Origin of the sequence: Bacillus haynesii (genome assembly GCF_014042035.1) — a bacterium.
Lineage (GTDB): Bacteria > Bacillota > Bacilli > Bacillales > Bacillaceae > Bacillus > Bacillus haynesii.
The window spans coordinates 2,668,177-2,691,237 of the sequence record NZ_CP059494.1; the positions used below are offsets into that span (position 1 = coordinate 2,668,177).

The window sequence follows — 23,061 nt, forward strand, 5'->3', positions numbered from 1 at the left end:
TTAGCTGCTGCCGAAAAATTTCTTATGCTTTCTTTTGTAATGGTGATGACCGTACCCTTTTCTTTTATAATCGCTGCTGCTGTATTTTTTGTATGATTTCCGTCCGTAATCGCTGCTGCTGTATCGTCGGTTTTTACCGTTTTGCAGTGCCTTCAATAGCTTGCGAAGCAACTCGATCAGCTCCTTTTCTGTCTTGTATTTCATATCATTCGCGCAGGAAGGCTTTATAAAGGGGGCCTGAAAGTTTTTCTTTCATATGAGAAATTTAGATTTTGAACCTCTAAAACTTTCTAAATGACCGGCAAAATTTTTAAAAAAGGCGATATGATAGACGAAAATTCAGCATTTTAAGTGGAAAAACTTATTAATCTCCCCTTTATTTCTCAAATCATTTTTACGATAATAAAGTTGTATTTACTTCCGGTCCGCTGCGACCGAATGATTTAACTTATAAGAAAGCAGGACAACAAGAATGGACAAGATTAAATCTTTGCTGATCACCTTGCTCGCCATCGCCGTCGTGATCATCGGCATTATATCTGGCGACTTTTTTACTTCAGAACATCAGCCTACTGGCCGGCAAAACGGCTCAAACTATGATGAAGTGCTGATTTTTCCTTCGGACCGCTATCCTGAAACAGGCGCGCACATTCGAAAAGCCATCAAAAAAGGGCATTCCGAAATCTGTACGATCGACAGGGACGGAGCCGACGAACGCAGAAAGGATTCATTAAAAGATGTTCCTTCCAAATCAGGCTATGACCGCGACGAGTGGCCGATGGCCATGTGCGAAGAAGGCGGAACAGGTGCTTCCGTCGAGTATATCAGGCCGTCTGATAACCGCGGAGCAGGATCTTGGGTGGGCAATCAGGTAAGCGATTATCCGGATGGGACGAAGGTACTTTTCAAGATTAAATAACACTGGAGGTACGGTCTTTGATCAAAAAGTGGGAAGCACGAGAAATGACGATGTCATACCATCAGTTTACCGTTTATCAAAAAGGCGGAAAGCCGCCCGTTATGGATTGGACAGACGAGGATATTAAAAGAGGCTACACGACGGGAGAGCATGCGGTCTCGTTTGAAGCTCTCGATAACACGGCATCTTTAGTAGAAGTCCGTTTGAATGTCCAAGAACAGGTGCCCTCCTTTAACAGGCGCGTCACCGTTTCCTTCGACGTCCTTCATGACGGGGTCGAAATTGCAAGCGTCCTATCCAAAAAATTGACATGCGACATCCCGCAAGGCGCCTATCAGCTGACATGCTATACGATAATGCCTGATCATAACAGCACTGCGAAGATCACCTATATTCTCGATTTTAAACAGGCTTGAACAACGGATAAAGGCGCCGGTTTCATCCGGCGCCCTCATCCTAAAGCTCTTCCCCGTTCGTCTGAATGACGTTTTGGTACCAGTAAAAGCTGTCTTTTTTAATTCTCTTCAAGTCCTTTACATTCTCTTCATCACGATTAATATAAACAAACCCGTATCTTTTCTGATAGCCGTTTAGCCAGCTCAATAAATCTGTAAATGACCAGCTGCAGTAGCCGATTAAATCGACTCCGTCGTTTAAAGCCTGTCTGCACTGTTCAAGGTGCGCACGCAAGTAGGCAATTCTGTAATCATCATGAATCGCGCCGTCATTTTCAACCTTATCGAATTCCCCCAGCCCGTTTTCTGTTATGAAAAGCGGAAGCCCATAGCGGCTGGAAATCCTGCGAAGCCCGATTCTTAAACCGATCGGATCAATGGCCCAATCCCAATTCGATGTCTCAAGATGAGGGTTCCTCTTTGTTTTGTATAAACCGGGCATGCCTGTTTCCTGGTTGCTGCCCTTTTGGCCGGTCGTATTCATCTTTCCTTCCGATACCCCGTCAAGAGGATTCATTTCATATGTGATGGTTTGATAATAATTCACACCGACAAAATCGGGTTTTCCTTTTGCTAAAAGCTCCATATCCCCATCCTCAATTGTCGGCGCCCAGCCTTTTTCCTTCAGATATTTCAAAGGAATGCCCGGATATGTCCCCCGGCAATACACATCAAGCCACCAATAATTTGTGAATTCCTCGGCATTTTCGAAAGCGAGGATATCATCCGGACGGCTGGAGAGCGGATATGCAGGCGAATAAGCAAAACTAGGTCCGATTTTTCCATCGGGAACATACCGGCGAAAAGAATCGATTGCCTTTGCATTCGCCAGAAATGCAATATGGTTAGCCTCATAGAAGCGTTTTCTATCCTTCACACCCGGAGGATGCATCGCTGTGATAAAGCCGTGATTAAAGTTGTAATTTTGCTCGTTAAGGGACACCCAATATTTGACCCTGTCCCCATACCGCTTATAGAGCGTAACGCAATACGCATTGAAATCCTCTATAATTCTTCTGGATTCAAAGCCGCCGTATTCATCCATTAAAGCCTGGGGAAGATCCCAATGATAAAGCGTTAAAACAGGTTCAATATCATGAGCAAGGAGCTCATTGATCAAGTCATCGTAAAATCTCAAACCCGCTTCATTGGCTTCTCCCCTGCCCTGCGGAAAAATTCTCGGCCAGCTGACTGAAAAACGGTATGCTTTTAACCCCATCTCGGCCATTAAAGCAACATCTTCTTTAAAGCGGTGGTAATGGTCAACCGCAATGTCTCCATTGCTTCCTTTAAACGTTTTTCCGGGAATCTTTGTGAACACATCCCAAACCGAGAGGCCTTTGCCGTCTTCATTCCAGGCTCCTTCGATCTGATAGGCTGCTGATGCTGATCCCCATAAGAAATGGTCTGGAAATGGGCGTAGTCGCTGATGAATCATATGGCTCAACTCCTGTTTCGTATTTTGATCCGGATGCTTCTTATCATATTCTATGAAACGCGTTTCAGATCAAACATCATCTAAAAACAGCTCCGCCAGAAGCTTTTCCCGATGCTGAAGAAAATACTTGGTTAAGGTGTAATGATCCGTATCCTCATAGTTCACTTCAGCGATTTGCTCACCATCAAAACTGAAGATTTCAGCTTCCGGATACCCTAATAAAATGGGGGAATGGGAGGCGATGATAAACTGAGCCTGGCTGGATTTCGTCAAATCATGAATGATTTTCAGGAATGCCAGCTGTCTTGCCGGGGATAAAGCAGCTTCAGGCTCATCGAGAAGATAGATTCCCTTTTCTTTAAAACGATGCTTGAAAAGCGATAAAAAAGATTCGCCGTGCGATTGCTCGTGAAGAGATCTGCCTCCGTAGCTGCGAAAACCTGTGATATCCACTTCATCAATATGAGTGGCAAAATGATAGAAAGATTCAGCGCGAAGGAAAAAGCCGTTTGTTACTTTGGGAAGCCACGACAATCTGATATAGTCTCCTAGAGCCGATCCGGAGCCGTATACTTCATATGTATTATTTCTTCCCCCGCCAGCCGTGTTAAATTCGCATTTATCTGCGATTGCTTCAAGCAGCGTCGATTTGCCCGATCCGTTTTCCCCGACAAAAAATGTTACGTTTTTTTGAAACGTCAGTTCATTTAAATGTTGAATAGCAGGAATTGAAAATGGATATTTTGCATAAGAAGGAACTTCTTCTCGAAGTAAAGTCAGCTTTTTTAAAAACATGCGAACACCCCCTGCTTTGCTTTTACTCAACTGTATCACGTTTTCTTAGAGGAAAACGAAAAAAAGAGGTTTGCGCTTGTGCACAAACCTCTTGACTTAAATCGAAAATACTTCTTTTAAATGAGCGTCCAGGTCAGCTAAATATTGATCCACTTGCGGATTGCTGATGACATCATGGACAGAGAATGTTTTTAAAGGCTTCATGCCGACGAATTCCTGCATTTTGTGCAAATGAAACAGCGCTTCATCAAGGCTTTTACCTTCGAAGAATGTCCCCGTTTTGGAGAAGACTTCCTTCGGCGCGTTCCATGTGGTTGAAAACATATACTTTTTATCGGTAAACAGCCCGCCTCTGCCGTAGTCTTCAGACCCTTGATAAAAAAGCCCGTACTCATAAATTTCATCAATATATTTTTTAAATAAAGCAGGAACGCTGAACCAGTAAACAGGCGTCTGATAAATAACGGCATCAGCCCACTTGAATTTCTCGTGTTCCTCCGGGATTTGATAGCCGTCTGCCACCACTGTTTTTTTCACCTCATATTTTTCGCCCAGCTTGTCCGCCATCGCTGTAAAAATAGTGTGATTGAGCTGTCCCCTTGCATGGGGATAGGCTTCATGTCCGTTGATGATTAAAATATTTTTCATCTTTTCTGATCCTCCTTATGTTTCAATTTGCCAATACCTTTATGATTCCATCTTTCACCTTAAAAAGTAAAGCAGGTTGCACAATCAATTATTTTATTTTTTCCCAATACTAATTATCTTATTGCCTAATCCCTACTTCAGTGCTATGGTTTACTTGACTAAAGGAATAGGAGGATTGTTTAAGTGAACAAATTGCATACGTATAAGCGCATTACATTGTGGATAACAGTGTTAGCGCTTGCTCTTATAACAGCTGCATGCAGCACAGCTCAAAATAAGGCTGAAAACCAAAAAACAGCCTGGGATGAGATAAAGGAAAAAGGGAAGATCGTTGTAGCGACTTCGGGAACCCTTTACCCCACTTCATATCATGACACTGATTCCGGCAAGGACAAGCTGACCGGCTACGAAGTTGAAGTGATTCGGGAAGCGGCTAAACGACTCGACCTGAATGTTGAATTTAAAGAAATGGGCTTTGACGGTATGCTGACGGCGGTGGGGAGCGGACAAGTCGACGCTGCCGCCAACGATATTACAATGACAGACGACCGCAAAGAAAAGTTTTTGTTCTCTATGCCTTATAAATATTCATTCGGAACGGCTATCGTCCGCAAAAAAGACTTATCAGGCATCCACTCGCTTGAGGACTTAAAGGGAAAGAAAGCCGCTGGTGCAGCTACGACAGTTTACATGGATATCGCACGCAAATACGGAGCAGAGGAAGTCATTTACGACAACGCAACAAATGACCAATTTTTAAAGGATGTAGCGAATGGAAGAACCGACGTCATCTTAAACGACTACTACCTTCAAAAGCTCGCGCTCGCCGCAATGCCTGATCTGGATCTGACTATTCATCCCGATCTTAAATACTATCCGCATCAGCAAGGCATGATCATGAAAAAAGGAAACACTGAACTTAAAAAGCAATTCGACAAAACGATTGACGAAATGCTGAAGGACGGCACAATCAAAAAGATTTCGAAAAAGTTTTTCGGCGGTGCCGATGTTTCGAAAAAGCAGGATATCGACTATATCGATGTCGATGTGAATAAATAGAGGGATGTAAATTGGGCTCTATTCAATGGGAGTATATTTTTAATGCAGAATTGGCTGCGAAATCTTTTCCTTATGTGATGCAAGGCATATGGAATACGCTTTTAATTTCTTTTGCGAGCATGTTTGCCGGTTTAATTCTCGGTTTTTTCATCGCGCTTGGGCGTATGTCCGGGATCGCTTTGCTTCGTTGGCCGGCAAGAATCTATATCTCGTTTATGAGAGGCGTTCCGATCCTGGTCATTCTATTTATCCTTTATTTCGGTTTTCCTTATATCGGAATCCAGTTTACGGCTTTGACTGCTGCCTTAATTGGCTTCAGCATCAACAGCGCCGCATACATTGCCGAGATTATCCGCTCTGCCCTGTCGTCTGTTGACAGAGGGCAGTGGGACGCTGCAAAATCGATCGGGTTTTCCTACTGGCAGACGATGCGCCATGTGATTGTCCCTCAATCGGTTAGAATTGCGCTCCCGCCTCTTGCAAACGTAATGCTTGATCTCGTTAAAGCGTCTTCCCTGGCCGCCATGATTACCGTGCCTGAATTGTTTCAACAGGCAAAAATCGTCGGCGGGCGGGAATTCGACTATATGACGATGTATATTTTAGTTGCCTTGATTTACTGGGCCGTTTGCTCGGCGATCGCTTTGCTCCAGGATTTCCTGGAAAAGCGGACAGAGGTCTATATCAAAAAATAGCAAGAAGCTGCCGGGTGCTCCGGCGGCTTACCATACTGTGAAACGGAGGCGGTACTATCCATATCATCGGATCAACTCATTTTCACGCAGAAAACCTTTATACGATCGACAGAAACAAATTAAGCTATCAAACAGACCCGTCAGGCCATTTCCAAGCATCATACGTCTACTGCAACCATACGAATGCAGAAGACCGCATTCATATATCCGTCTTCTTTGAAGGAAATGACCGGCCCTCGCAAACCTTTCCATCCATCGTCCCCGCTCATTCGTCCAAGGAAATCAACATCAGGCTCCAGCATGTTCCCGCAGGCAGACATATCGTTTATATCATCACCCAGACTTTCATGTTCGATCCAAAGGCTGAGCGCGATTGCAAATGGAATCGGGATGCCGACTATGTAGCGCCCTACTATTTTGAATTGATTTCACATGCTCTGCATCCTGACCGGCTCTTGGCACACCCTGCTTATATTGAACCCGTTAACTGTCAAACGAACAGCGGAAGCGCATCACAAACGGGATTGATTTATCTGTCTGACAAAGCAGGAAACCCTGTTGAAAAAACCGGCCGAGAAGACCTGTATATCTCTTTGGTCAACCAGGAAGCGCATCGTTTAAAAGGCTATTTATATTACTTTCAAAACGGAGAATATCAAAAGTTTATGATCAGTCAATCTAAAGCTCAAGCATTCTCCTACGAACTCGCTCCTGAAACCGTCCAGACATATCCGGTAAACTTAAAAGTACTCTGGAGCAATTATTTCAGATTTCTGTCGACATCCATCCCGCCCGACGGGCCATACCGGGACGCTCCTTTTCCGGCGAGGATGATTTACTACTCCAGGCTTTATATGTGATAGTCTCATATAGGGATGATTACTCCGCTCTCCGATCGCTTTCTGCCTGGTTCAAGCCCATCCCGCCATCGAGCCTTCTTAGGCTGCTTGTGCGGCAGCACAGGCAGCTTCTTATTCCATTCGAAAGGACATTCCGCCTTTCACCCGAATATCGCACCAATGAGAGCTTTTTGTAGCATTAAACACCCGCCCCATCCGCATATTCCAAATACAACAGAAATGATAACCGGGAATGATGCTTTCAAACTCAAAACCACGATCAAAAGGAGAACCGCCGTGGCGGGAAACCCCCATAGCACGCCTTTCGCAAATTGGCTTAAATGCTTCAAAGATTCCCCTTGTACACTCAGCCACAATAAACTGAGCAGACTGACAAGCGGCAAAGCCGCAATTATTCCGCCCATTTCAGGCGATTTTCGTGCAATTTCGGTTATAATGGCGATCAATATTGCAGACACCCCGATTTTCACTATTAAAAACATGATTTTGCCTCCCGGCTTAACAAGGAAAATGCCGTTTTAATCATTTCAACTTCTTCCTTATTTAATTGCTCCAGCACCTTTTGCAGTTTTTTCGGATTAAGTCTCGTATGCCGTTTCACTGCTTCTTCACCTTCAGGCGTTAACGTGACATAGACTTTGCGTTCATCACTGCTGTCCCTTTTTTTCCGTACAAGGTCTTTTTGTATAAGTCTTTTCACATGTTCTGATGCCGTATTATGAGAGACATCCAATAATTCTGCTAAATGGCCAATGGTCACAAAGCGGTTTTTTTCGATATGCTGAAGCATCCGAACAGCTTGGTGAGATAAATGATCATCATGTTTTGTGTGCAGATGGTAGTAAATATCCGTCCAGTCCTGATTCATCACTTCTATAATTTGTTCCGTATTCACTTTCATCATCCTCTCTAATTATATCTTATAATACGATATATTCTTAAATCAAGACATAAAAAAACCCCGGCTTCACCGGGTGTTCACTTTTATTCATTTCAGATGCTTTCTCAAAAACGCCAGCTTTTCTGTTTGGAACGGCGGGATGTATTCGTGTCCAAAATAACGGTACACTTTTATTTCTTTATCCGTTTCCAAGTGATTGTAAGCCGCAAAGACGGTAGATGGCGGTGTGATGGTGTCAACCAGTCCGATCGACATGAGAACGGGCGCTTTGACCTCTTGGGCAAGGTTCATGATATCGAAATAAGACAGGGTATGCATGGCCGCCTGTTCAATATCCTGGCTGGTGTTTCTTCTGAAAAAGGAGTTGATTTCGAGATAAGGCTGGTCGATCGCTGTATCGATCGCTCGTTGAAAATTGCTTAAATAAGGGTATTCGGACACGGCTGCTTTTGGAATACCGGACAGCGCCGAAACCGCGACGGCCAGCCCGCCTCCTTGGCTTGCCCCGATCACTCCGATCCGCTTTTCATCGACTTCAGCAAAACCGCTGACCACTTCGACTGCTCGTACGGCATCTAAATAGACCCCTCTGTAGTAATATGTTTTCGGATCGAGGATTCCTTTTGTCATCCAGCCTGGTACATTTCCGTGAAGAGAGATCTCTGTATCTTCACTGCTGTTCTGCCCGCGGACCAGCATACCGAATGCCGCGTAGCCGTGAAGAGCCCAATTGACAATATCGTGGATGTCTCCGTCATAGCTGGCGTTATAGCCGTGGTATTTGACGATCGCAGGATGCGGTCCTTGGCGGTCGGGTACTGCGTACCAGCCTTTGATTCGCGCTCCTCCGATGCTTTTGTATGTAAGCCAGTAGACTTTTACCCCGTCAGCCGGATATTCATGCGGTTCAAGCTCAGGCTCCGCTTTTACATTTGCCAATTCCTCCAATGAACCCTTCCAGAACTCTTTGAAATCGGACGGTGCCGTCCGTTCAGGTTTATACTGATAAAGCTGTTCTAGCGGCATATCATAAGGCTGCTGCATCTTGTCTTTCCCCTCTTCTTTTCATTTTTTGAATATTCTTATCATAACATTACCCTTCAAGGCTGTGTATTAATTCTGTCACTCCTGCGCCTCCCATTATCTGAACCCCGCCGCACAAAACCGCTTTTTCAATTTATGTTATAATGCTAGATTGTAACTAAAAATATGCATTTGCGCGGAGGTTTTTTTGTGGTTTCACAATCCTTTCTGCAGCTGAACTCAATATTTATCAGTATATTAATAGAAGCGATTCCGTTCGTCTTAATCGGGGTTTTTATATCAGGTTTGATTCAAATGTTTGTAACAGAGGAGATGATGGCGAGAATCATTCCAAAAAACCGATTTCTCGCCGTTTTGTCAGGGACATTTGCCGGGGTATTGTTTCCGGCTTGCGAGTGCGGCATCGTTCCGATTGCCCGCAGGCTGCTTTTAAAGGGAGTGCCTCTTCACGCAGCGGTCGCCTTCATGCTAACGGCCCCGATCATCAATCCGATTGTTTTATTCTCGACATTCATCGCTTTCGGGAACAAATGGGATGTTGTGTTCTATCGCGGCGGGTTGGCGATTGCGGTGTCTCTTATTGCCGGGCTGATCATCTCTTATCAATTTAAAGGGAATCAGCTGATCGAAAACGGGACGCACGGCCATCACCACCATGGCCATGCGAGCCAGTCTTTCCTGCAAAAGCTCGGCGGGACGCTCCGCCATGCAGTTGACGAGTTTTTCTCAGTCGGAAAATATTTGATCATCGGCGCATTTGTCGCAGCAGCGATGCAGACGTATATTAAAACATCGACCCTTTTAGCGATCGGGCAAAATAATGTTTCTTCCTCCCTCGTTATGATGGGGCTTTCATTTGTGCTGTCCCTTTGTTCAGAGGTCGACGCTTTTATTGCTTCTTCTTTCAGCAGCACGTTTTCACTCGGCTCCCTCATCGCCTTTCTTGTATTCGGAGCGATGGTGGACATCAAAAATCTGCTGATGATGCTCGGCATCTTCAAAAAGCGCTTTGTGTTTGTCTTAATCGCCTACATCGCCGTTATTGTCTTAGCCGGATCACTGTTGGTAAAGGGGTGAGAACATGTTTCGCACATTCATTTTAATGTTGTTTACATTTTTCTTTTTTCATCTTCATGCATCCGGCAATCTGACAAAATATATTAATATGAAATACGCTTACCTTTCATACATCGCTATTTTTCTTCTGGCCATTTTGACAGCAGTGCAATTCTACATTTATATGAAAGGCTCGGATGAAAAAGGGTGTGACCACGACTGCGGATGCAGCCATGATCACGATCATGAAAAAGATAAGCCTTTTCTGAAAAGAATGTTTATTTATTTCGTGTTCATCTTCCCTTTATGCACCGGACTTTTTCTGCCGGCAGCGACGCTCGATTCCAATATCGTCAAGTCGAAGGGCTTCTCGTTCAAAGCGATCGAACAGCCGGAGCATTATGCCCAAACCCAATACCTGCGCCCTGACACAAGCATCTACTACGGCGAAGAAGGGTACGATGAATTGATGAATAAAGCGCTGAAAAATTATAAAACAAAACAGCATATTACATTAAAAGACGATGATTTTTTGAAGGGCATGGAAACGATATACCAATATCCGGGAGAATTCCTTGACCGAACGATCGAGTTCGACGGCTTTGCTTTTAAAGGGGAAGCGATCAGTGACAAACAGCTGTTTGTCCTCCGCTTCGGAATCATTCATTGCATCGCCGACTCGGGAGTCTACGGCATGCTGGTCGAGTTCCCTGAAAATATGGATATTAAAGACGACCAGTGGCTTCATGTAAAAGGAACGCTGTCTTCCGAATACTATCAGCCTTTCAAATCTACGATCCCCGTGCTGAAAGTGAAGGATTGGTCTACAATAAAAGAACCGAAAGATCCTTATGTTTATCGGACATATTAAAAGCCGGCACTTTATGTGCCAGCTTTTCTTTTCCTGTTTACGATTTGTAGCCTGCTTTCTTCATCAGCATTAAATCGATAAACAATTGACATCTTGTATTAAAATCATTGAGATCGATCGATGTCATTTCTAATATTTGTTTAATGCGGTAATTGAGCGTGTTTTGGTGGATGAACAGCTGTTCTGCGGATGGTTTGACCTTGCAGTTGTTGACGAGATAGATTTCAAGCGTTCTTAAAAATTCGGTGTGGCTTTCTTTATCTTTTTCTTTCAGCAGCTGAAGGTCCGGATTTACATATTGCAGATGATCGTTTTTTGCGGCGATTTGGTCAAGATATTTGAAAAGCCCGAGCTTTTGATATTCATAGGGAATATGTTCCTGGCTTCCCGTGATTTCCGCTGCTTTCGTCACTTGGAGCGCCTCTCTGTAGCTTCTGCCAAGGGACAGCAGGCTGCTGTACTCATTGCCGACCCCGATCAAAATAAGGGGCAGCATTTGTGAGCGCAGATGGGTCAACAGACGGTTGATCAGTTCTGAGGCCGCGGCCAGCGCGGAACGCTTGCGCGACACACTGCCGACAATGATGGCGATATTCGAATGATCCTCCAATACGTGACTGATGTTATCTTTCAGGTTTAAATAAGACCGGATCGTTTCCTTCAGATCTTCGAGCAGTTCATCCTCCCCGTCAACGACTTGAAGCACCATGACCGTAAACACAGCCGGCAGGACAACGCTTGCCTTATCGGCGGCGGCTTTCAGCTCTTTTTCCGTTTGAAACTGATCGTTAATTGCCTTTTTGTAAAGCTCTTCCGCCTGTTCTTCTTTTTCTTGTTTGAGGCGTTTTTTCTTATAAATGATCTTCCCGACATGAAAGGAAGCTTGGTATAAGAAATCGAGCTCTTCATCAGACAGGTTGTCTTCAATCTCCTGCACCCAGATATAGCCCATAATTTCGTCTTTATGCTTGGCGCTGACGACAACCCGCTGGTTTAAGCCGATTTCTTCAATCTGTTTTACCCGAAAGGGAGTCGGAGTCGTTTTCAATTGATCAATAATGCCTTCTTCGACGAATTTTTCAAAGATCGGCAGCGGACATTTTTTGGAGAAAATCGTTTGCTGGTTTGCTGCATCAAAATGGTTAATATAATAGGAGTTATAAGCTAATAAGAAAAAATCTGCGCTTTCCAGTATGACCGGCTTTTTCAGCTCGCCGCTGATAAAGTCAATGATCTCATTAATGTTTGAAAGAGAAACAACTTGTTCTAATAGCTCTTCCATATCCTTTCTCCTACTCGTTTTTAACTTAATCATACTTCTCCTTTACACTCTTGTATAGACTTATATGCGACTTTTAAAAAAATGGGATCAATCCCCTGTTAGAAGGGGGGGAGAAGGCCTATAAAAAGAGAGACGGAGAATGGTTCCCCATCTCCATCATCGTTACAGTGTTTGTTTGTATTGCTCGAACTCATCAAGCACCTGCTGCTCCGGTTTTGACGTCAATAGACTGACGACAAATACAAACAGCAAGCTGGCGGCAAAGCCCGGAATAATTTCATAAAGAACATCGGAAAGCCCGGCTTCCGCCCAAATGATGACGGTAACTGCTCCGGCAACCATTCCGGCAAGCGCCCCCCATTTTGTCATCCTTTTCCAAAACAAACTTAAGATGATCACAGGGCCGAACGACGCGCCGAAACCCGCCCAAGCATAGCTGACAAGACCGAGAATCGTATTGTTTTTCGTCCAGGCGAGACAGAGTCCGACAATGGAAACCGCCAAAACAGAAAGCCGTCCGAAAAAGACGAGTTCTTTGTCAGATGCAGAGCGTTTAAATAGTGTTTTGTATAAATCTTCAGTTAGAGAACTTGATGTAACTAGCAGCTGGGAGGAAATAGTACTCATAACCGCTGCTAAAATCGCCGAGATTAAAAAGCCTGTGATCAGAGGGTGAAACAAGATGTTCCCCAATTGAATGAAGATGGTTTCCGGATCATCCAAGTGAAGCCCGTTCTTTGAGTAATAAGCAATACCGAGCAATCCGGTCAGAAGTGCGCCCGCACTTGAAAAGATCATCCATCCCATGCCGATCCGGCGCGCTTTCTTCGTTTCCTTGACAGAGGATATCGCCATAAAACGCACGATAATGTGAGGCTGTCCAAAGTAGCCGAGGCCCCATGCGAACAAGGAGATGATGCCGAGGACACTCGTTCCTTTAAAAATATTGAGGAGGTTTGGATCGATCGACTGGATTTCGCTGAAGGCTTCTCCAGGTCCTCCCGTCTGAATGACGGTCACAATCGGAACAAGAATTAACGCGACAAACATAATGATGCCCTGGACAAAGTCCGTCCAGCTGACTGCCAAAAACCCGCCGAAAAGCGTGTAAGCCACGACGACTCCCGAAATGAGCCACAGCCCTGTATGGTAATCCAAATTAAACATGCTGTTAAATAAAACGCCGCCGGAAACCATTCCTGATGATACATAAAACGTAAAAAAGGTAATAATGACGACTCCGGAAAATATTCGCAGGATCTTTGATTTGTCATGAAAGCGGTTTTCTAAAAATGCAGGGATGGTGATCGAATTGCCTGCTACCTCGGTGTATGACCTCAAACGCGGCGCCACAAAAATCCAGTTCGCCCATGCGCCGAGTACAAGGCCGATGACAATCCATGAACCGCTCAGGCCTGTTGCAAACATGGCGCCCGGCAGCCCCATCAAAAGCCAGCCGCTCATGTCTGATGCGCCGGCGCTAAGCGCCGTGACAGCAGGCCCGAGCGTCCGTCCGCCAAGCATATAGTCTGAGAGGTTTGCTGTCCGTTTGTAAGCGTAATACCCAATATAAAGCATCCCTACCATGTAAATCACGATGGAAATGATCAATTGTACGTTCTGAATAAGAATCTCCCCCCAAGATGCCGTTTATCTAAATTTTTAGACTAATTTCTCTTTTTTTGAAGGCAGCCTTTCATAGGCTGCCTTCGTCCCCTGTTTAACCCCTTTTCTTACACCTTAAAACGTTTCGCTGATCGTTTTCGCCTGCATGTGAAGCGCAAGATAATCAGGTCCGCCCGCTTTAGAATCGGTTCCCGACATTTTGAAACCGCCAAACGGATGGTAGCCGACGATCGCCCCTGTACAGTTGCGGTTGAAATACAGATTTCCGACATGGAATTCTTGTTTTGCCCTGTTGATATGGTCGCGGTTTTTAGTAATGACCGCGCCTGTCAGGCCGTATTCGGTGTTGTTGGCAACTTCCAGCGCCTCATCAAAGCTGCTGACTTTTGAGAAAGCAACAACAGGTCCGAAAATTTCTTCCTGCATTAACCGAGCTTTCGGATCTAGATCGGCAAAGATCGTCGGATCGATGAAGTAGCCTTTTGAATCATCGCCTTTTCCTCCGCTGACTAAGCGGCCTTCTTCTTTTCCGATTTCGATATAGTCCATGATTTTGTTAAAGGATGCCTGGTCGATGACAGGTCCCATGTAAACGTCCGCGCTGTCAGGCTCTCCGACTTTCTTGGACTCCGTAATTTCGATCACGCGCTTCAATACTTCGTCATATACCTTTTCATGCACGACAGCCCGTGAACCTGCTGAACATTTTTGGCCTGCAAAGCCGAAGGCAGATGTGAAAATTGATTGTGCAGCCAATTCAATATCGCAGTCTTCATCAACGACAACCGTATCTTTTCCGCCCATCTCAGCAATCACTTGTTTTAAGTGTGTCTGACCAGGCTGAACCTTCGCTGCACGCTCAAAAATGCGCGTTCCGACTTCCCTTGAACCGGTAAACGTAATGATGCTTGTTTTCGGATGATCCACCAGGTAATCCCCGACTTCAGCTCCGCTTCCAGGGACGAAGTTGACTACTCCTTTTGGAAGACCGCTTTCTTCAAGCACTTCAACGAACTTGGCAGCAATGACAGGCGCTGCGCTTGCAGGCTTCAGAACAACCGTGTTTCCTGTCACGATCGGCGCAACCGTCGTTCCGGCCATGATCGCGAACAGGAAGTTCCAAGGCGGAATAACAACCGTAACACCAGTCGGTGTGTACACATATTGATTTCGTTCGCCTTCACGGCTGTTAACCGGCTTTCCTTTCGCAAGCTCAATCATTTGCCGCGCATAATATTCCATAAAATCGATCGCTTCTGCCGTATCCGCATCCGCTTCATTCCAAGGTTTTCCTGCTTCTTTAACTAGAAGCGCAGAGAACTCATGCTTTTTGCGGCGCACATTGGCAGCCGCGCGGAACAAAACAGCCGCTCTTTCTTCAGGATCTGTGTATCTCCAAGTTTCAAACGCTTTCGCAGCCGCCTGAATGGCCTTTTCCGCATGATCCTGAGTAGCCTTGGATACCGTCCCTACAACTTCTTCTTTGTTTGCAGGATTGATCGATACGATCTTGTCTTCCGTTTCATACCTTTCTCCATCGATAACAAGAGGATAGGACTGACCCAGCCATTCGTTATTTACCGTTTCCAGAGCTTTTTCGAATGCCTTCCGGTTTTCTTCGATCCCGAAATTTGTAAATGGTTCGTGTTTGTAAGGTGTTGTCATGCTAATCTCCCCTTTTTATCGTTTTATTTCTTCGTCATGCCTTTAAACGCAAAAGCGATGTTGGCAGGCCGCTCGGCAAGCCGTCTCATAAAGTATCCGTACCAGTCGTCTCCGTAAGGAAGATACACGCGCATATTGTAGCCTTCGTTCACCAGTTCCAGCTGAGTTTTGTTGCGCATCCCGTACAGCATTTGAAACTCGAAGCGGTCTTTGCCGATTTGATGCTCTTTCGCAATTTCTTTGGTGTAATCAATCATCTTGTCGTCATGAGTTGCGATGGCTGTGTAATGGCCGCTCAGCAGCTGCTTTTTAATGAGCTTTTTGTAATTCTCATCCACATCTTTTTTGTCAGGAAACGCCACTTGTGGCGATTCTTTATAAGCTCCCTTCACAAGACGGAAAAACGGATTATACGGATTAAGCTCCTCCAAATCCTGTTCGGTCCGGTACAAGTAGGCCTGCAGGACAGTACTGACATACTCGTATTTCTGCCTGAACTCCTTAAAGAGGTCAAGCGTCTTTTGGCAGCGCACTTCATCTTCCATATCGATTGTGACCATCACTTGGTGCTGTTCGGCACATTCCAGAATGCTGGTCATATTATCCCTGACAAGGTCAAGGTCAATATCGAGTCCCAGTGACGTCATCTTTAATGAAACATGTGAATTAAGCTGTTCCTGAGCAATCAGCTGAATGGCCCGAATGCATTCCTGCGTGCGTTCCCTTGCGACTTCCCTGCTGTCTACAAATTCGCCCAAATGATCAACTGTTACAGTCAACCCTTGTTCGTTCAGCCCCTTAATAATCGGAATTGAAGCTTCAAAATCTTTTCCTCCGATAATTTTTCCGGTCGCGACGGAACTCCCCCAATTTCTCGCCAGGCGATTCAGGATGCTGCTTTTAGATAAGAATAGGAAAAAGTCTCTTGTTATCACTTCCATTACTCACACCCCGCCATCTCATGAAATATTTCTTTATATTCTTAATTTTATAAGAGCTAAGGGCCGATTCACAATATTTCGAAAAAACAAAAAAGCTGACGATTTTTGTGGTTTTTCCACAATGTTTTACATGGGATTTTTTAAGAAACTTTCTTCCTAAAACTTGGATGGTATACGACAATAGAATCAGGAAGAAACTTCGGTAAAGAACAGGATGCGTTTTCGGCGAACCCGTTTTTGCGAATGCCCTGTCTGCCGTTCCGCGCCGCTTAATTTGAAAACGCTTTCCGTTATACTCAACCATTTCCCTATGAATGCAAAGAAAAAACCCTTTAAGAATACTTAAAGGGAATATCATGTTATGCCCACACCTCGTCTAGCGTTTCTCTAAACAGCCGGTCAAGCTCCTGCGTCAGATCTTCATGATCCGTTTTATATGCTTTGGCAACCGTCTGAAGCCGCTCCAATTCACTCTTAATAAATGCGTGGAGGATAGGGTTTTGAGGTTCAAGATTGAACTCCTCCCCTTTCTTTTTCCTCTCAAGCAGCTGATGGATTTCCGTTTTCAGCGGTCCGGCTTCCATAAGTTCGTCAAGCAAATCCTGAAATTCAATCGGAGGAACCGTCCGGCGGCTTTCGATCCACTGGCACGCCAGAATCGGGCGGAGTACATAAAAATATTTTTTGATTTTCACTTCTTCCCGCTGCAGGTAGTCTCGGAAATTCCCTGATGCCATATTGAGATAATGGTACATGCAGGAGACTGGAGAAAAGGCGCGGCTTTTAAGCTGCCTCATTTTTTCTGCCAGCGAATAGGCTTCATAATAAACGGTTCCCGAAGAGAGCCATTCGAGGAGCGGAGGATTTGATTTCCGGAACAGTCTTAACGCTTTTGTCAGCTCCCAGCCGCTGATATCGAGATAATCGTCAATCGGCAGTTCAATCACATCGCGCTTTGCATCAATTGACAGATACCAGTCTTTTTGATGGACATAAATAAATCTGACGTCGTAATCACTGTCCTGCGAGGGAAAGCCCCATGCCCTGCTGCCCGATTCAACCGCATAAAGGATTTTAACACCATATGTTGCTTCAATGTTTTTCAGTTCTTCTTGAATTCGCTGTTTCATGATATGTGCACCGCCAGTCTATCGTTTCTATTATTTACATTATAGTGTCCGATCCGGCAATAAGCGACTTTTTTGCGGCCGCAGAGCAAGAAAAATCTTATCCAGGGAAGTGGCGGCGGGGCGAAACGTGCTGCCTATCCCGAGCCTCTATAATGTATCAAATGGACAAACGGTCAAACAAGACTGAAAAATCCGGCATTCATCCCATGCGTATAACGGAAAGAGCCAATGATCAGACAGATCATTGGCTCTTTGCTTATTCCGGTATATTTAAACAAAAACAGCTTAATTAAACGTTTGTTTAAGATGGACCAAGCTTTAGCATCTCCACAATATAGTCGGCCGTTTCTTCGGCAGACCGGTTATCTGTTTCCACTTTTAAGTGGTGGAATGCATAGATGCTCTTTCTCTCATTGAACAGCTGTTTCATTTCTTCGATTGTGCGGTTATGAAGAACCGGCCTGTTTTCAACTAAGAGATCCATCCGCTGCTTCCAATTCTCCCATGTTAAATCAAGAAAGATGACGAAGCAGTGTTCGAGGCACTTCTTTCTGATTTCCTCCTGTTGAAAAGCGCCGCCCCCTAAAGACACGATGTTGCCCATTGTATGTTCGCACATCTGAAAAATATATTCTTTTTCAGTCTGTCTGAAAAACGCTTCCCCTTTTTGCTGAAACATCTCCGGAATGGTCATTTGAAAGTCTTTTTCGATCTCGTGGTCGATATCGATAAAGTCACGGGCTAATTTCTTTGACACAAGCTGACCGATGGTTGTTTTTCCGACCCCCATAAACCCGATCAGCACAATATTATTTGCGACATTCATTTCCAGCTTCTACTCCTCCTTGCATAAAGGAATCAAATATCTTAAGTATATGACAAATCCATCTGTAATGATATAGGGTGCCTGTTAATAAAAAAAGAGGCTGAAGTCAGCCTCTTTTTTGCTTATTTCCACCAGTCGTCAAACATTGAAGCAGGGACTTGGCGTTTGTGCTCGGATACCTTATAGCGTTTTTCGATGGCCTCTGCCACCTCGCTGGAGACGGCTTTTCCTTCAAGGTAGTCGTCAATGTTATCATACGTCAGGCCGAGCTCTGTTTCATCGGATTGCTGAGGTTTTTCATCAAGCAAATCGGCGGTCGGGGACTTCGTATAAAGCCGCTCCGGCGCTCCCAGCTCTTCCAGCAGGCTTCTGCCCTGGCGTTTTGTCAGTCCTGTAAGCGGCAAAAGGTCTGCGCCCCCGTCTCCGTATTTCGTGAAAAATCCGGTAACAGCTTCTGCAGCATGATCTGTTCCGATCACCAGCAGCTGATTTTGACCCCCGATCGCATATTGGGTGATCATCCGGACTCTCGCTTTTACATTGCCTTTGTGAAAATCGGCAAGCGACTCTCCCGTGACTGCCTGATATTGAGCAGCAAACGAGCCTACAGTTGAAGCAATGTCAAAAGCAAAAGACTTGTCCGGCTGGATAAATTTCAGCGCCAGCTGAGCGTCATCTTCATCCTGCTGAACACCGTAAGGCAAGCGGACCGCAATAAATTCCGCCTGAACGCCTTCTTCTCTCAATTCTTCAACAGCCAGCTGGGTAAGCCTGCCCGCCAATGTGGAGTCCTGTCCTCCGCTGATGCCTAAAACAAAGCCTTTGGCACCCGTTTTTTTCAAATAGCTTTTTAAAAAACCGACCCTTTTTTCAATTTCCTGTTTCGGTTCGATAGAAGGCTTTACATTCAGTTCCTGCATGATTTTTTCTTGTAAAGTCATCCGTCATTCCTCCTTTTGACTGAATGAACCGTAATGATTATGTCTTTAACTATAGCATATGTCCCATTTCAAAGTGAATATTGAGGTGCGCAAAGAACCTTCCCCCCTTCGCGAATAAAAACAGTGCCCCCTGGCAAAATAACAAGAAGATTAGAGGGGTTGAAACGATGAAACAACAAGCGAAAAAAGGAGATTTAAAATGGTGGCAGCTGTCCATGATCGGGGTCGGCTGCACAATTGGAACCGGGTTTTTTCTCGGCTCAAGCATCGCGATTAAGAAAAGCGGCTTTTCCGTATTGGCCGCCTTTCTTCTTGCTGCCCTTGGCACTTTTCTTGTCTTTCAGCAGCTGGCGAAATTAACGGCAGATCATCCTGTTGAAGGGTCTTTTTGTTCTTACGCCAGAGAGGCCTTCGGCAATTGGGCGGGGTTTAGCAATGGCTGGGTCTACTGGTCATCGGAAATGCTGATCATCGGGAGCCAGTTGACGGCGATTTCACTGTTCACGCGCCATTGGTTTAACCAGATTCCGCTGTGGGTGTTCGCTTCCATTTATGCGATTCTCGGACTGATCGTCATTTTCACAGGGCGCAGCAGTTTTGAAAAAACGGAAAACATACTGGCCGTGTTGAAAACGGCGGCCATCTTAATGTTTATCATCATCGCTGTCTTGGCATTGTGCGGGCTGCTGCCCGGGAAAACGCCTGAAGTACAGTTCCCTGACCGGGTTCACGAATTGTTTCCTTTCGGCTTTATGGGGTTGTGGACAGGGTTGATTTACACATTTTACGCCTATGGGGGAATCGAAGTCATGGGTCTGATGGCGATTCACTTAAAAGACCCGAAAGATTCATCAAAGTCAGGCAGCCTGATGCTCATAACCCTTGCTGTGATCTACGTCGCATCGATCGGGCTGGCCATGCTCCTTGTACCCCGCGGGGCATTTACCGAACAGAACAGCCCGTTTATTACGTCATTAAAAGACTTTCATCTCGATTTGATCATGGATATTTTCAACGGCATTTTTATTATCGCCGGTTTTTCAACGCTGACCGCTTCCTTGTTTGCTGTCACCACACTGATGGGAACAATGGCGAAAAACGGTGATGCTCCCGCCTGCTTTGCGAAAAAAGAAAAGGCGAAAGTATCGTGGCCGGCACTCGGCTTGACGGTGCTCGTTCTCGCTGCTTCCATCGTCCTGTCGCTGCTCTTGCCGAAGCAGCTTTATGAACACATGACGACGGCCGCCAGCTTAATGCTGCTCTATAACTGGATGTTCATCCTGCTTTCCAGCAAAAAGCTCACAAAGCCGAAAATGAAAGGGAATGTCCAGATTGTCACAGCACTCGTCCTGATTTTATTTGCCGTTTCGGGTACGTTATTTGAAAAAAACAGCAGGCCCGGTTTTTTTGTGAGCCTTCTGTTTCTTGCCGTTATTGCTGCTGTGACGTTGCTGATGAAAAAAAGGTGGGCGCATCAGGAAGAGAAAAACGGGCAGACATAATCAGCCTCCCGCCTTCAGCAGTTCGAGCATCCCCTGATAGCCAAAGTAACATCCGAAAACAATCAGACTGATGCCCGCGAGCCAAGTCGTTGCCTGGATCATCCGCGGGCTTAAAAATGTTCTGAATGTCCCTGCAAGAAAAGACATGGCCAAGTCCCACAGAAAAAGTCCGATTAAAATGCCTGAACTGCAGATCAGCAGCTGGTATGATTCGTACATCTCTACCGTTTTCGCCAAAATGCTTCCGTAAATGCCGAGCCAAAACATGATGCTTAACGGGTTTGAAAGGGAGATCACCAGCCCAGACAAGAAAGATTTGCGGTATGAACCTTTCTCTCCCGAACCTCTCATCAGCGATACTTCCTTCGCCTTGACCAGACTCTCGATCCCCGTATAGGTCAAAACAAAAAAACCAAACAGCCATAAAAACGTTTTTAAGAATGGCGCTGTCAAAAATTGAGCGACTCCAAAGTAGATTAAAGCCATATATAAGACATCCGCCGTCACAGCGCCAAGTCCAAACAGCCAGGCATGAAAGAATCCGCCTTTCATGCCCCTGTCGATCTGCGCCGCATTCACAGGGCCGACAGGTGCGGCCAATGACAAACCCAAAAACACATAACTCAGGAAGATGTTTATCATATCTCGTCCCCCTTCCGCGGATAACTTGTACAATGTATTCAAAAAGAGGACATGATAGAACAAACAGCTTAAAAAGCCTTTTCCCATTGCGGGAAAAGGCTCTTCTTTATATGCCAAGCTTTGAAAGTGCAAACGTCCAAATGCAAATGATGAAAAGCAGGATCAAGCTGTATTTAACGGTTTGGCTGAAAAGCTTTGATTCCTGCCCTGTCTCTTGAACCGCGGCTGTTGCAATCGCAATCGACTGCGGTGAGATCAGCTTGGCCATCACGCCTCCCGCGGTATTGGCGGCAAGCAGCAAAGCTGAACTTGTCCCGATTTGCGCGCCGGTGACTGCTTGCAGGTGGCCGAATAAGGCATTGTTGCTGACGACTGAACCTGTGATAAAGACACCGATCCAGCCCAATACAGGACTGACGAATGGAAAAATATCCCCTGCTTTGGCGAGCGCCAGTCCAATGGTTGAACTCAATCCGGCATAATTGGCCAAGTTTGCAAAACCCATCACAAAGCAAATGGTGAGAACGGGGAGCCACAGTTCCTTGACCGTCTCTTTCAAACTGGAGAGTCCTCCGCGGAAACTGATGTTTCGGCTCAGTACAATCGTGATGATCACGGCGATCAGTATCGCCGTACCCGTCGCTGAAATGAGGTCAAGCTTCATCAAGGCATCAAGCGGTGCCGGTTCCGGGGATATCGGCGGCGTTTTCAGCACTTCCCGGTGAAGAAAAGGCATGTTGAATAAAATCGTCGTTTGCTTCAGCAATCCGCCTTCCTGAAAAAGCCCTTTGAAACCGGGGAGGCTCCACACCGCAATGACGGCGGTCAAGATATAAAACGGTGACCAGGCTTTCATAATGTCTGCTGCATGATATTTTTCAGCGGGTTCATGTTCATTCCCGGCTTCCCTGTATATGTGACGCGGCTGCCACTTTTTCAAAAACAGCGCCAGCGCTCCCATGCTGATTAAAGCGGCCAAAATGTCAGCAAGCTCCGGCCCCAATCCAATCATCGTTAAAGTCTGCACCGCCGTATAGCTTCCACTTAATACGAGAAGAGCCGGCAGCGTTTCCCTTATTCCTTTAAACCCGTCCAATATGAAAACGAGCAGGAACGGGACAAAGAAAGCAATGACCGGCAGCATCAAAGCGAGCGTTCTGGAAAGCTCAACCGGTGTCAAGCCTCCCATCTGCGCTCCTGTGATCACCGGAATTCCGATGGCTCCAAAGGCGCCGGATGCCGCATTTGCAATTAAACATAGGGATGCCGCTTTCAAAGGTTTAAAACCAAGCTCGACAAGAAGAACGGCGCTGATCGCAATCGGCACACCGAAGCCTGCCGCGCCTTCCAAAAAGGCGTTAAAACTGAACCCGATCAGCAATAACTGAAGCCGCTGGTCAGACGAAATCCCGGCAATGCTCGCTCTGATCACTTTAAACTTTCCGGTTTTGACGGAAATTTTGTAAAGCCATACAGCCATCAGGACAATATATCCGATCGGCCAAAGGCCGTTTGCAATTCCAAGTAAAACGGCGGAGACAGCTTTTGCAGCTGGCATGTGAAAAAAGAACACAGCTACAATAAAGCTGACCGCCAGCGTCAAAAATGACGCGATGATTCCTTTCATCTTCAACACGGTCAATGCAAGGAGAAAGAAAAGAATCGGCAGAATGGCGGCAAAAGCGCTTATAAACAGATTCCCAAACGGATCGTATATCTGCTGCCACATTTTCATCATCTCGCAATCTTCATGATGTTCAGTATC

24 protein-coding genes are annotated in these 23,061 nt (G+C 45.6%); 8 read left to right on the plus strand and 16 right to left on the minus strand.

The features are described from left to right. A complete protein-coding gene (locus tag H2R00_RS13055; RefSeq protein ID WP_128814219.1) occupies window positions 1-204 on the minus strand; it encodes a hypothetical protein in 204 nt (67 codons plus the stop codon). Window positions 205-472: 268 nt separating this feature from the next. Here H2R00_RS13055 and H2R00_RS13060 point away from each other — a divergent pair, with 268 nt between their 5' ends. Then, window positions 473-919 (plus strand): NucA/NucB deoxyribonuclease domain-containing protein, encoded by a 447-nt coding sequence (locus tag H2R00_RS13060; RefSeq protein ID WP_182069366.1) that lies wholly within the window; start codon window positions 473-475, stop codon window positions 917-919. 17 nt (window positions 920-936) lie between these two features. Beyond that, window positions 937-1,335 (plus strand): competence protein ComJ, encoded by a 399-nt coding sequence (locus tag H2R00_RS13065; RefSeq protein ID WP_154995495.1) that lies wholly within the window; start codon window positions 937-939, stop codon window positions 1,333-1,335. A gap of 40 nt (window positions 1,336-1,375) precedes the next feature. Here H2R00_RS13065 and H2R00_RS13070 read toward each other — a convergent pair whose 3' ends face one another. The 3 genes from H2R00_RS13070 to H2R00_RS13080 all read right to left on the minus strand — a co-directional run bounded on the left by H2R00_RS13070 (window position 1,376) and on the right by H2R00_RS13080 (window position 4,255). Further along, window positions 1,376-2,812: a glycoside hydrolase family 1 protein gene (locus H2R00_RS13070; RefSeq protein ID WP_154995497.1), complete on the minus strand. Its 1,437-nt coding sequence runs from the start codon at window positions 2,810-2,812 to the stop codon at window positions 1,376-1,378. A gap of 69 nt (window positions 2,813-2,881) precedes the next feature. Then, complete coding sequence (locus tag H2R00_RS13075) at window positions 2,882-3,607, minus strand: AAA family ATPase (RefSeq protein WP_182069367.1); 726 nt, start codon at window positions 3,605-3,607, stop codon at window positions 2,882-2,884. Window positions 3,608-3,703: 96 nt separating this feature from the next. Continuing rightward, on the minus strand, window positions 3,704-4,255 hold the full coding sequence (locus H2R00_RS13080; RefSeq protein WP_182069368.1) for an NAD(P)H-dependent oxidoreductase: 552 nt from the start codon (window positions 4,253-4,255) through the stop codon (window positions 3,704-3,706). 183 nt (window positions 4,256-4,438) lie between these two features. Between H2R00_RS13080 and H2R00_RS13085 the strand changes: the two genes are divergently transcribed. From H2R00_RS13085 to H2R00_RS13095, 3 genes are all read left to right on the plus strand, one after another. Then, entirely contained in the window at window positions 4,439-5,314 is an 876-nt protein-coding gene (locus H2R00_RS13085; protein ID WP_182069369.1) for a transporter substrate-binding domain-containing protein, read from the plus strand. Window positions 5,315-5,325: 11 nt separating this feature from the next. Continuing rightward, the gene (locus H2R00_RS13090; protein WP_182069370.1) at window positions 5,326-6,009 is read left to right on the plus strand and encodes an amino acid ABC transporter permease; all 684 of its coding nucleotides are present in this window, start codon (window positions 5,326-5,328) and stop codon (window positions 6,007-6,009) included. Window positions 6,010-6,356: 347 nt separating this feature from the next. Further along, the gene (locus tag H2R00_RS13095) at window positions 6,357-6,869 is read left to right on the plus strand and encodes a hypothetical protein (RefSeq protein ID WP_154996972.1); all 513 of its coding nucleotides are present in this window, start codon (window positions 6,357-6,359) and stop codon (window positions 6,867-6,869) included. A gap of 140 nt (window positions 6,870-7,009) precedes the next feature. On the opposite strand, the gene H2R00_RS13100 is transcribed toward H2R00_RS13095, so the two are convergent. From H2R00_RS13100 to H2R00_RS13110, 3 genes are all read right to left on the minus strand, one after another. Further along, the gene (locus H2R00_RS13100; protein WP_182069372.1) at window positions 7,010-7,351 is read right to left on the minus strand and encodes a DUF3147 family protein; all 342 of its coding nucleotides are present in this window, start codon (window positions 7,349-7,351) and stop codon (window positions 7,010-7,012) included. Beyond that, on the minus strand, window positions 7,342-7,770 hold the full coding sequence (locus H2R00_RS13105) for a MarR family winged helix-turn-helix transcriptional regulator (protein ID WP_154996983.1): 429 nt from the start codon (window positions 7,768-7,770) through the stop codon (window positions 7,342-7,344). The genes H2R00_RS13100 and H2R00_RS13105 overlap by 10 nt, the downstream gene beginning before the upstream one ends. 87 nt (window positions 7,771-7,857) lie before the next feature. Continuing rightward, window positions 7,858-8,814 carry an acetylxylan esterase gene (locus tag H2R00_RS13110; protein ID WP_182069374.1) on the minus strand — a complete coding sequence of 319 codons (957 nt, stop codon included), beginning with the start codon at window positions 8,812-8,814 and terminating at the stop codon, window positions 7,858-7,860. A gap of 165 nt (window positions 8,815-8,979) precedes the next feature. On the opposite strand from H2R00_RS13110, the gene H2R00_RS13115 reads away from it, so the two are divergent. Together H2R00_RS13115 and H2R00_RS13120 are read left to right on the plus strand one after the other, a co-directional pair. Beyond that, window positions 8,980-9,891, plus strand: coding sequence for a permease (locus tag H2R00_RS13115; protein ID WP_182069376.1), 912 nt, complete (start codon window positions 8,980-8,982; stop codon window positions 9,889-9,891). A 4-nt stretch (window positions 9,892-9,895) separates the two neighbouring features. Beyond that, window positions 9,896-10,741 (plus strand): TIGR03943 family putative permease subunit, encoded by an 846-nt coding sequence (locus H2R00_RS13120; protein WP_182069378.1) that lies wholly within the window; start codon window positions 9,896-9,898, stop codon window positions 10,739-10,741. Window positions 10,742-10,778: 37 nt separating this feature from the next. On the opposite strand, the gene H2R00_RS13125 is transcribed toward H2R00_RS13120, so the two are convergent. The 7 genes from H2R00_RS13125 to nadE form a co-directional block, all read right to left on the minus strand. After that, complete coding sequence (locus H2R00_RS13125) at window positions 10,779-12,023, minus strand: PucR family transcriptional regulator (RefSeq protein ID WP_182069380.1); 1,245 nt, start codon at window positions 12,021-12,023, stop codon at window positions 10,779-10,781. 162 nt (window positions 12,024-12,185) lie between these two features. Next, on the minus strand, window positions 12,186-13,601 hold the full coding sequence (putP, locus tag H2R00_RS13130) for a sodium/proline symporter PutP (protein ID WP_234113134.1): 1,416 nt from the start codon (window positions 13,599-13,601) through the stop codon (window positions 12,186-12,188). A gap of 162 nt (window positions 13,602-13,763) precedes the next feature. After that, window positions 13,764-15,314, minus strand: coding sequence for an L-glutamate gamma-semialdehyde dehydrogenase (gene pruA, locus H2R00_RS13135; RefSeq protein WP_075753795.1), 1,551 nt, complete (start codon window positions 15,312-15,314; stop codon window positions 13,764-13,766). 23 nt (window positions 15,315-15,337) lie between these two features. Then, window positions 15,338-16,249: a proline dehydrogenase family protein gene (locus H2R00_RS13140; RefSeq protein ID WP_182071080.1), complete on the minus strand. Its 912-nt coding sequence runs from the start codon at window positions 16,247-16,249 to the stop codon at window positions 15,338-15,340. Window positions 16,250-16,614: 365 nt separating this feature from the next. Next, window positions 16,615-17,385 carry a nucleotidyltransferase domain-containing protein gene (locus H2R00_RS13145; RefSeq protein ID WP_182069381.1) on the minus strand — a complete coding sequence of 257 codons (771 nt, stop codon included), beginning with the start codon at window positions 17,383-17,385 and terminating at the stop codon, window positions 16,615-16,617. A 301-nt stretch (window positions 17,386-17,686) separates the two neighbouring features. Further along, window positions 17,687-18,211 carry a shikimate kinase gene (locus H2R00_RS13150; RefSeq protein WP_182069382.1) on the minus strand — a complete coding sequence of 175 codons (525 nt, stop codon included), beginning with the start codon at window positions 18,209-18,211 and terminating at the stop codon, window positions 17,687-17,689. Window positions 18,212-18,333: 122 nt separating this feature from the next. Beyond that, window positions 18,334-19,152, minus strand: a complete 819-nt coding sequence (nadE, locus tag H2R00_RS13155) for an NAD(+) synthase (protein ID WP_182069383.1) — start codon at window positions 19,150-19,152, stop codon at window positions 18,334-18,336. Window positions 19,153-19,319: 167 nt separating this feature from the next. Here nadE and H2R00_RS13160 point away from each other — a divergent pair, with 167 nt between their 5' ends. Beyond that, window positions 19,320-20,654: an amino acid permease gene (locus H2R00_RS13160; protein ID WP_154996949.1), complete on the plus strand. Its 1,335-nt coding sequence runs from the start codon at window positions 19,320-19,322 to the stop codon at window positions 20,652-20,654. On the opposite strand, the gene H2R00_RS13165 is transcribed toward H2R00_RS13160, so the two are convergent. Together H2R00_RS13165 and H2R00_RS13170 are read right to left on the minus strand one after the other, a co-directional pair. Next, on the minus strand, window positions 20,655-21,293 hold the full coding sequence (locus H2R00_RS13165; protein ID WP_244958334.1) for a LysE family translocator: 639 nt from the start codon (window positions 21,291-21,293) through the stop codon (window positions 20,655-20,657). A 109-nt stretch (window positions 21,294-21,402) separates the two neighbouring features. Then, on the minus strand, window positions 21,403-23,025 hold the full coding sequence (locus tag H2R00_RS13170) for an L-lactate permease (protein WP_154996981.1): 1,623 nt from the start codon (window positions 23,023-23,025) through the stop codon (window positions 21,403-21,405). Window positions 23,026-23,061: the final 36 nt, after the last annotated feature.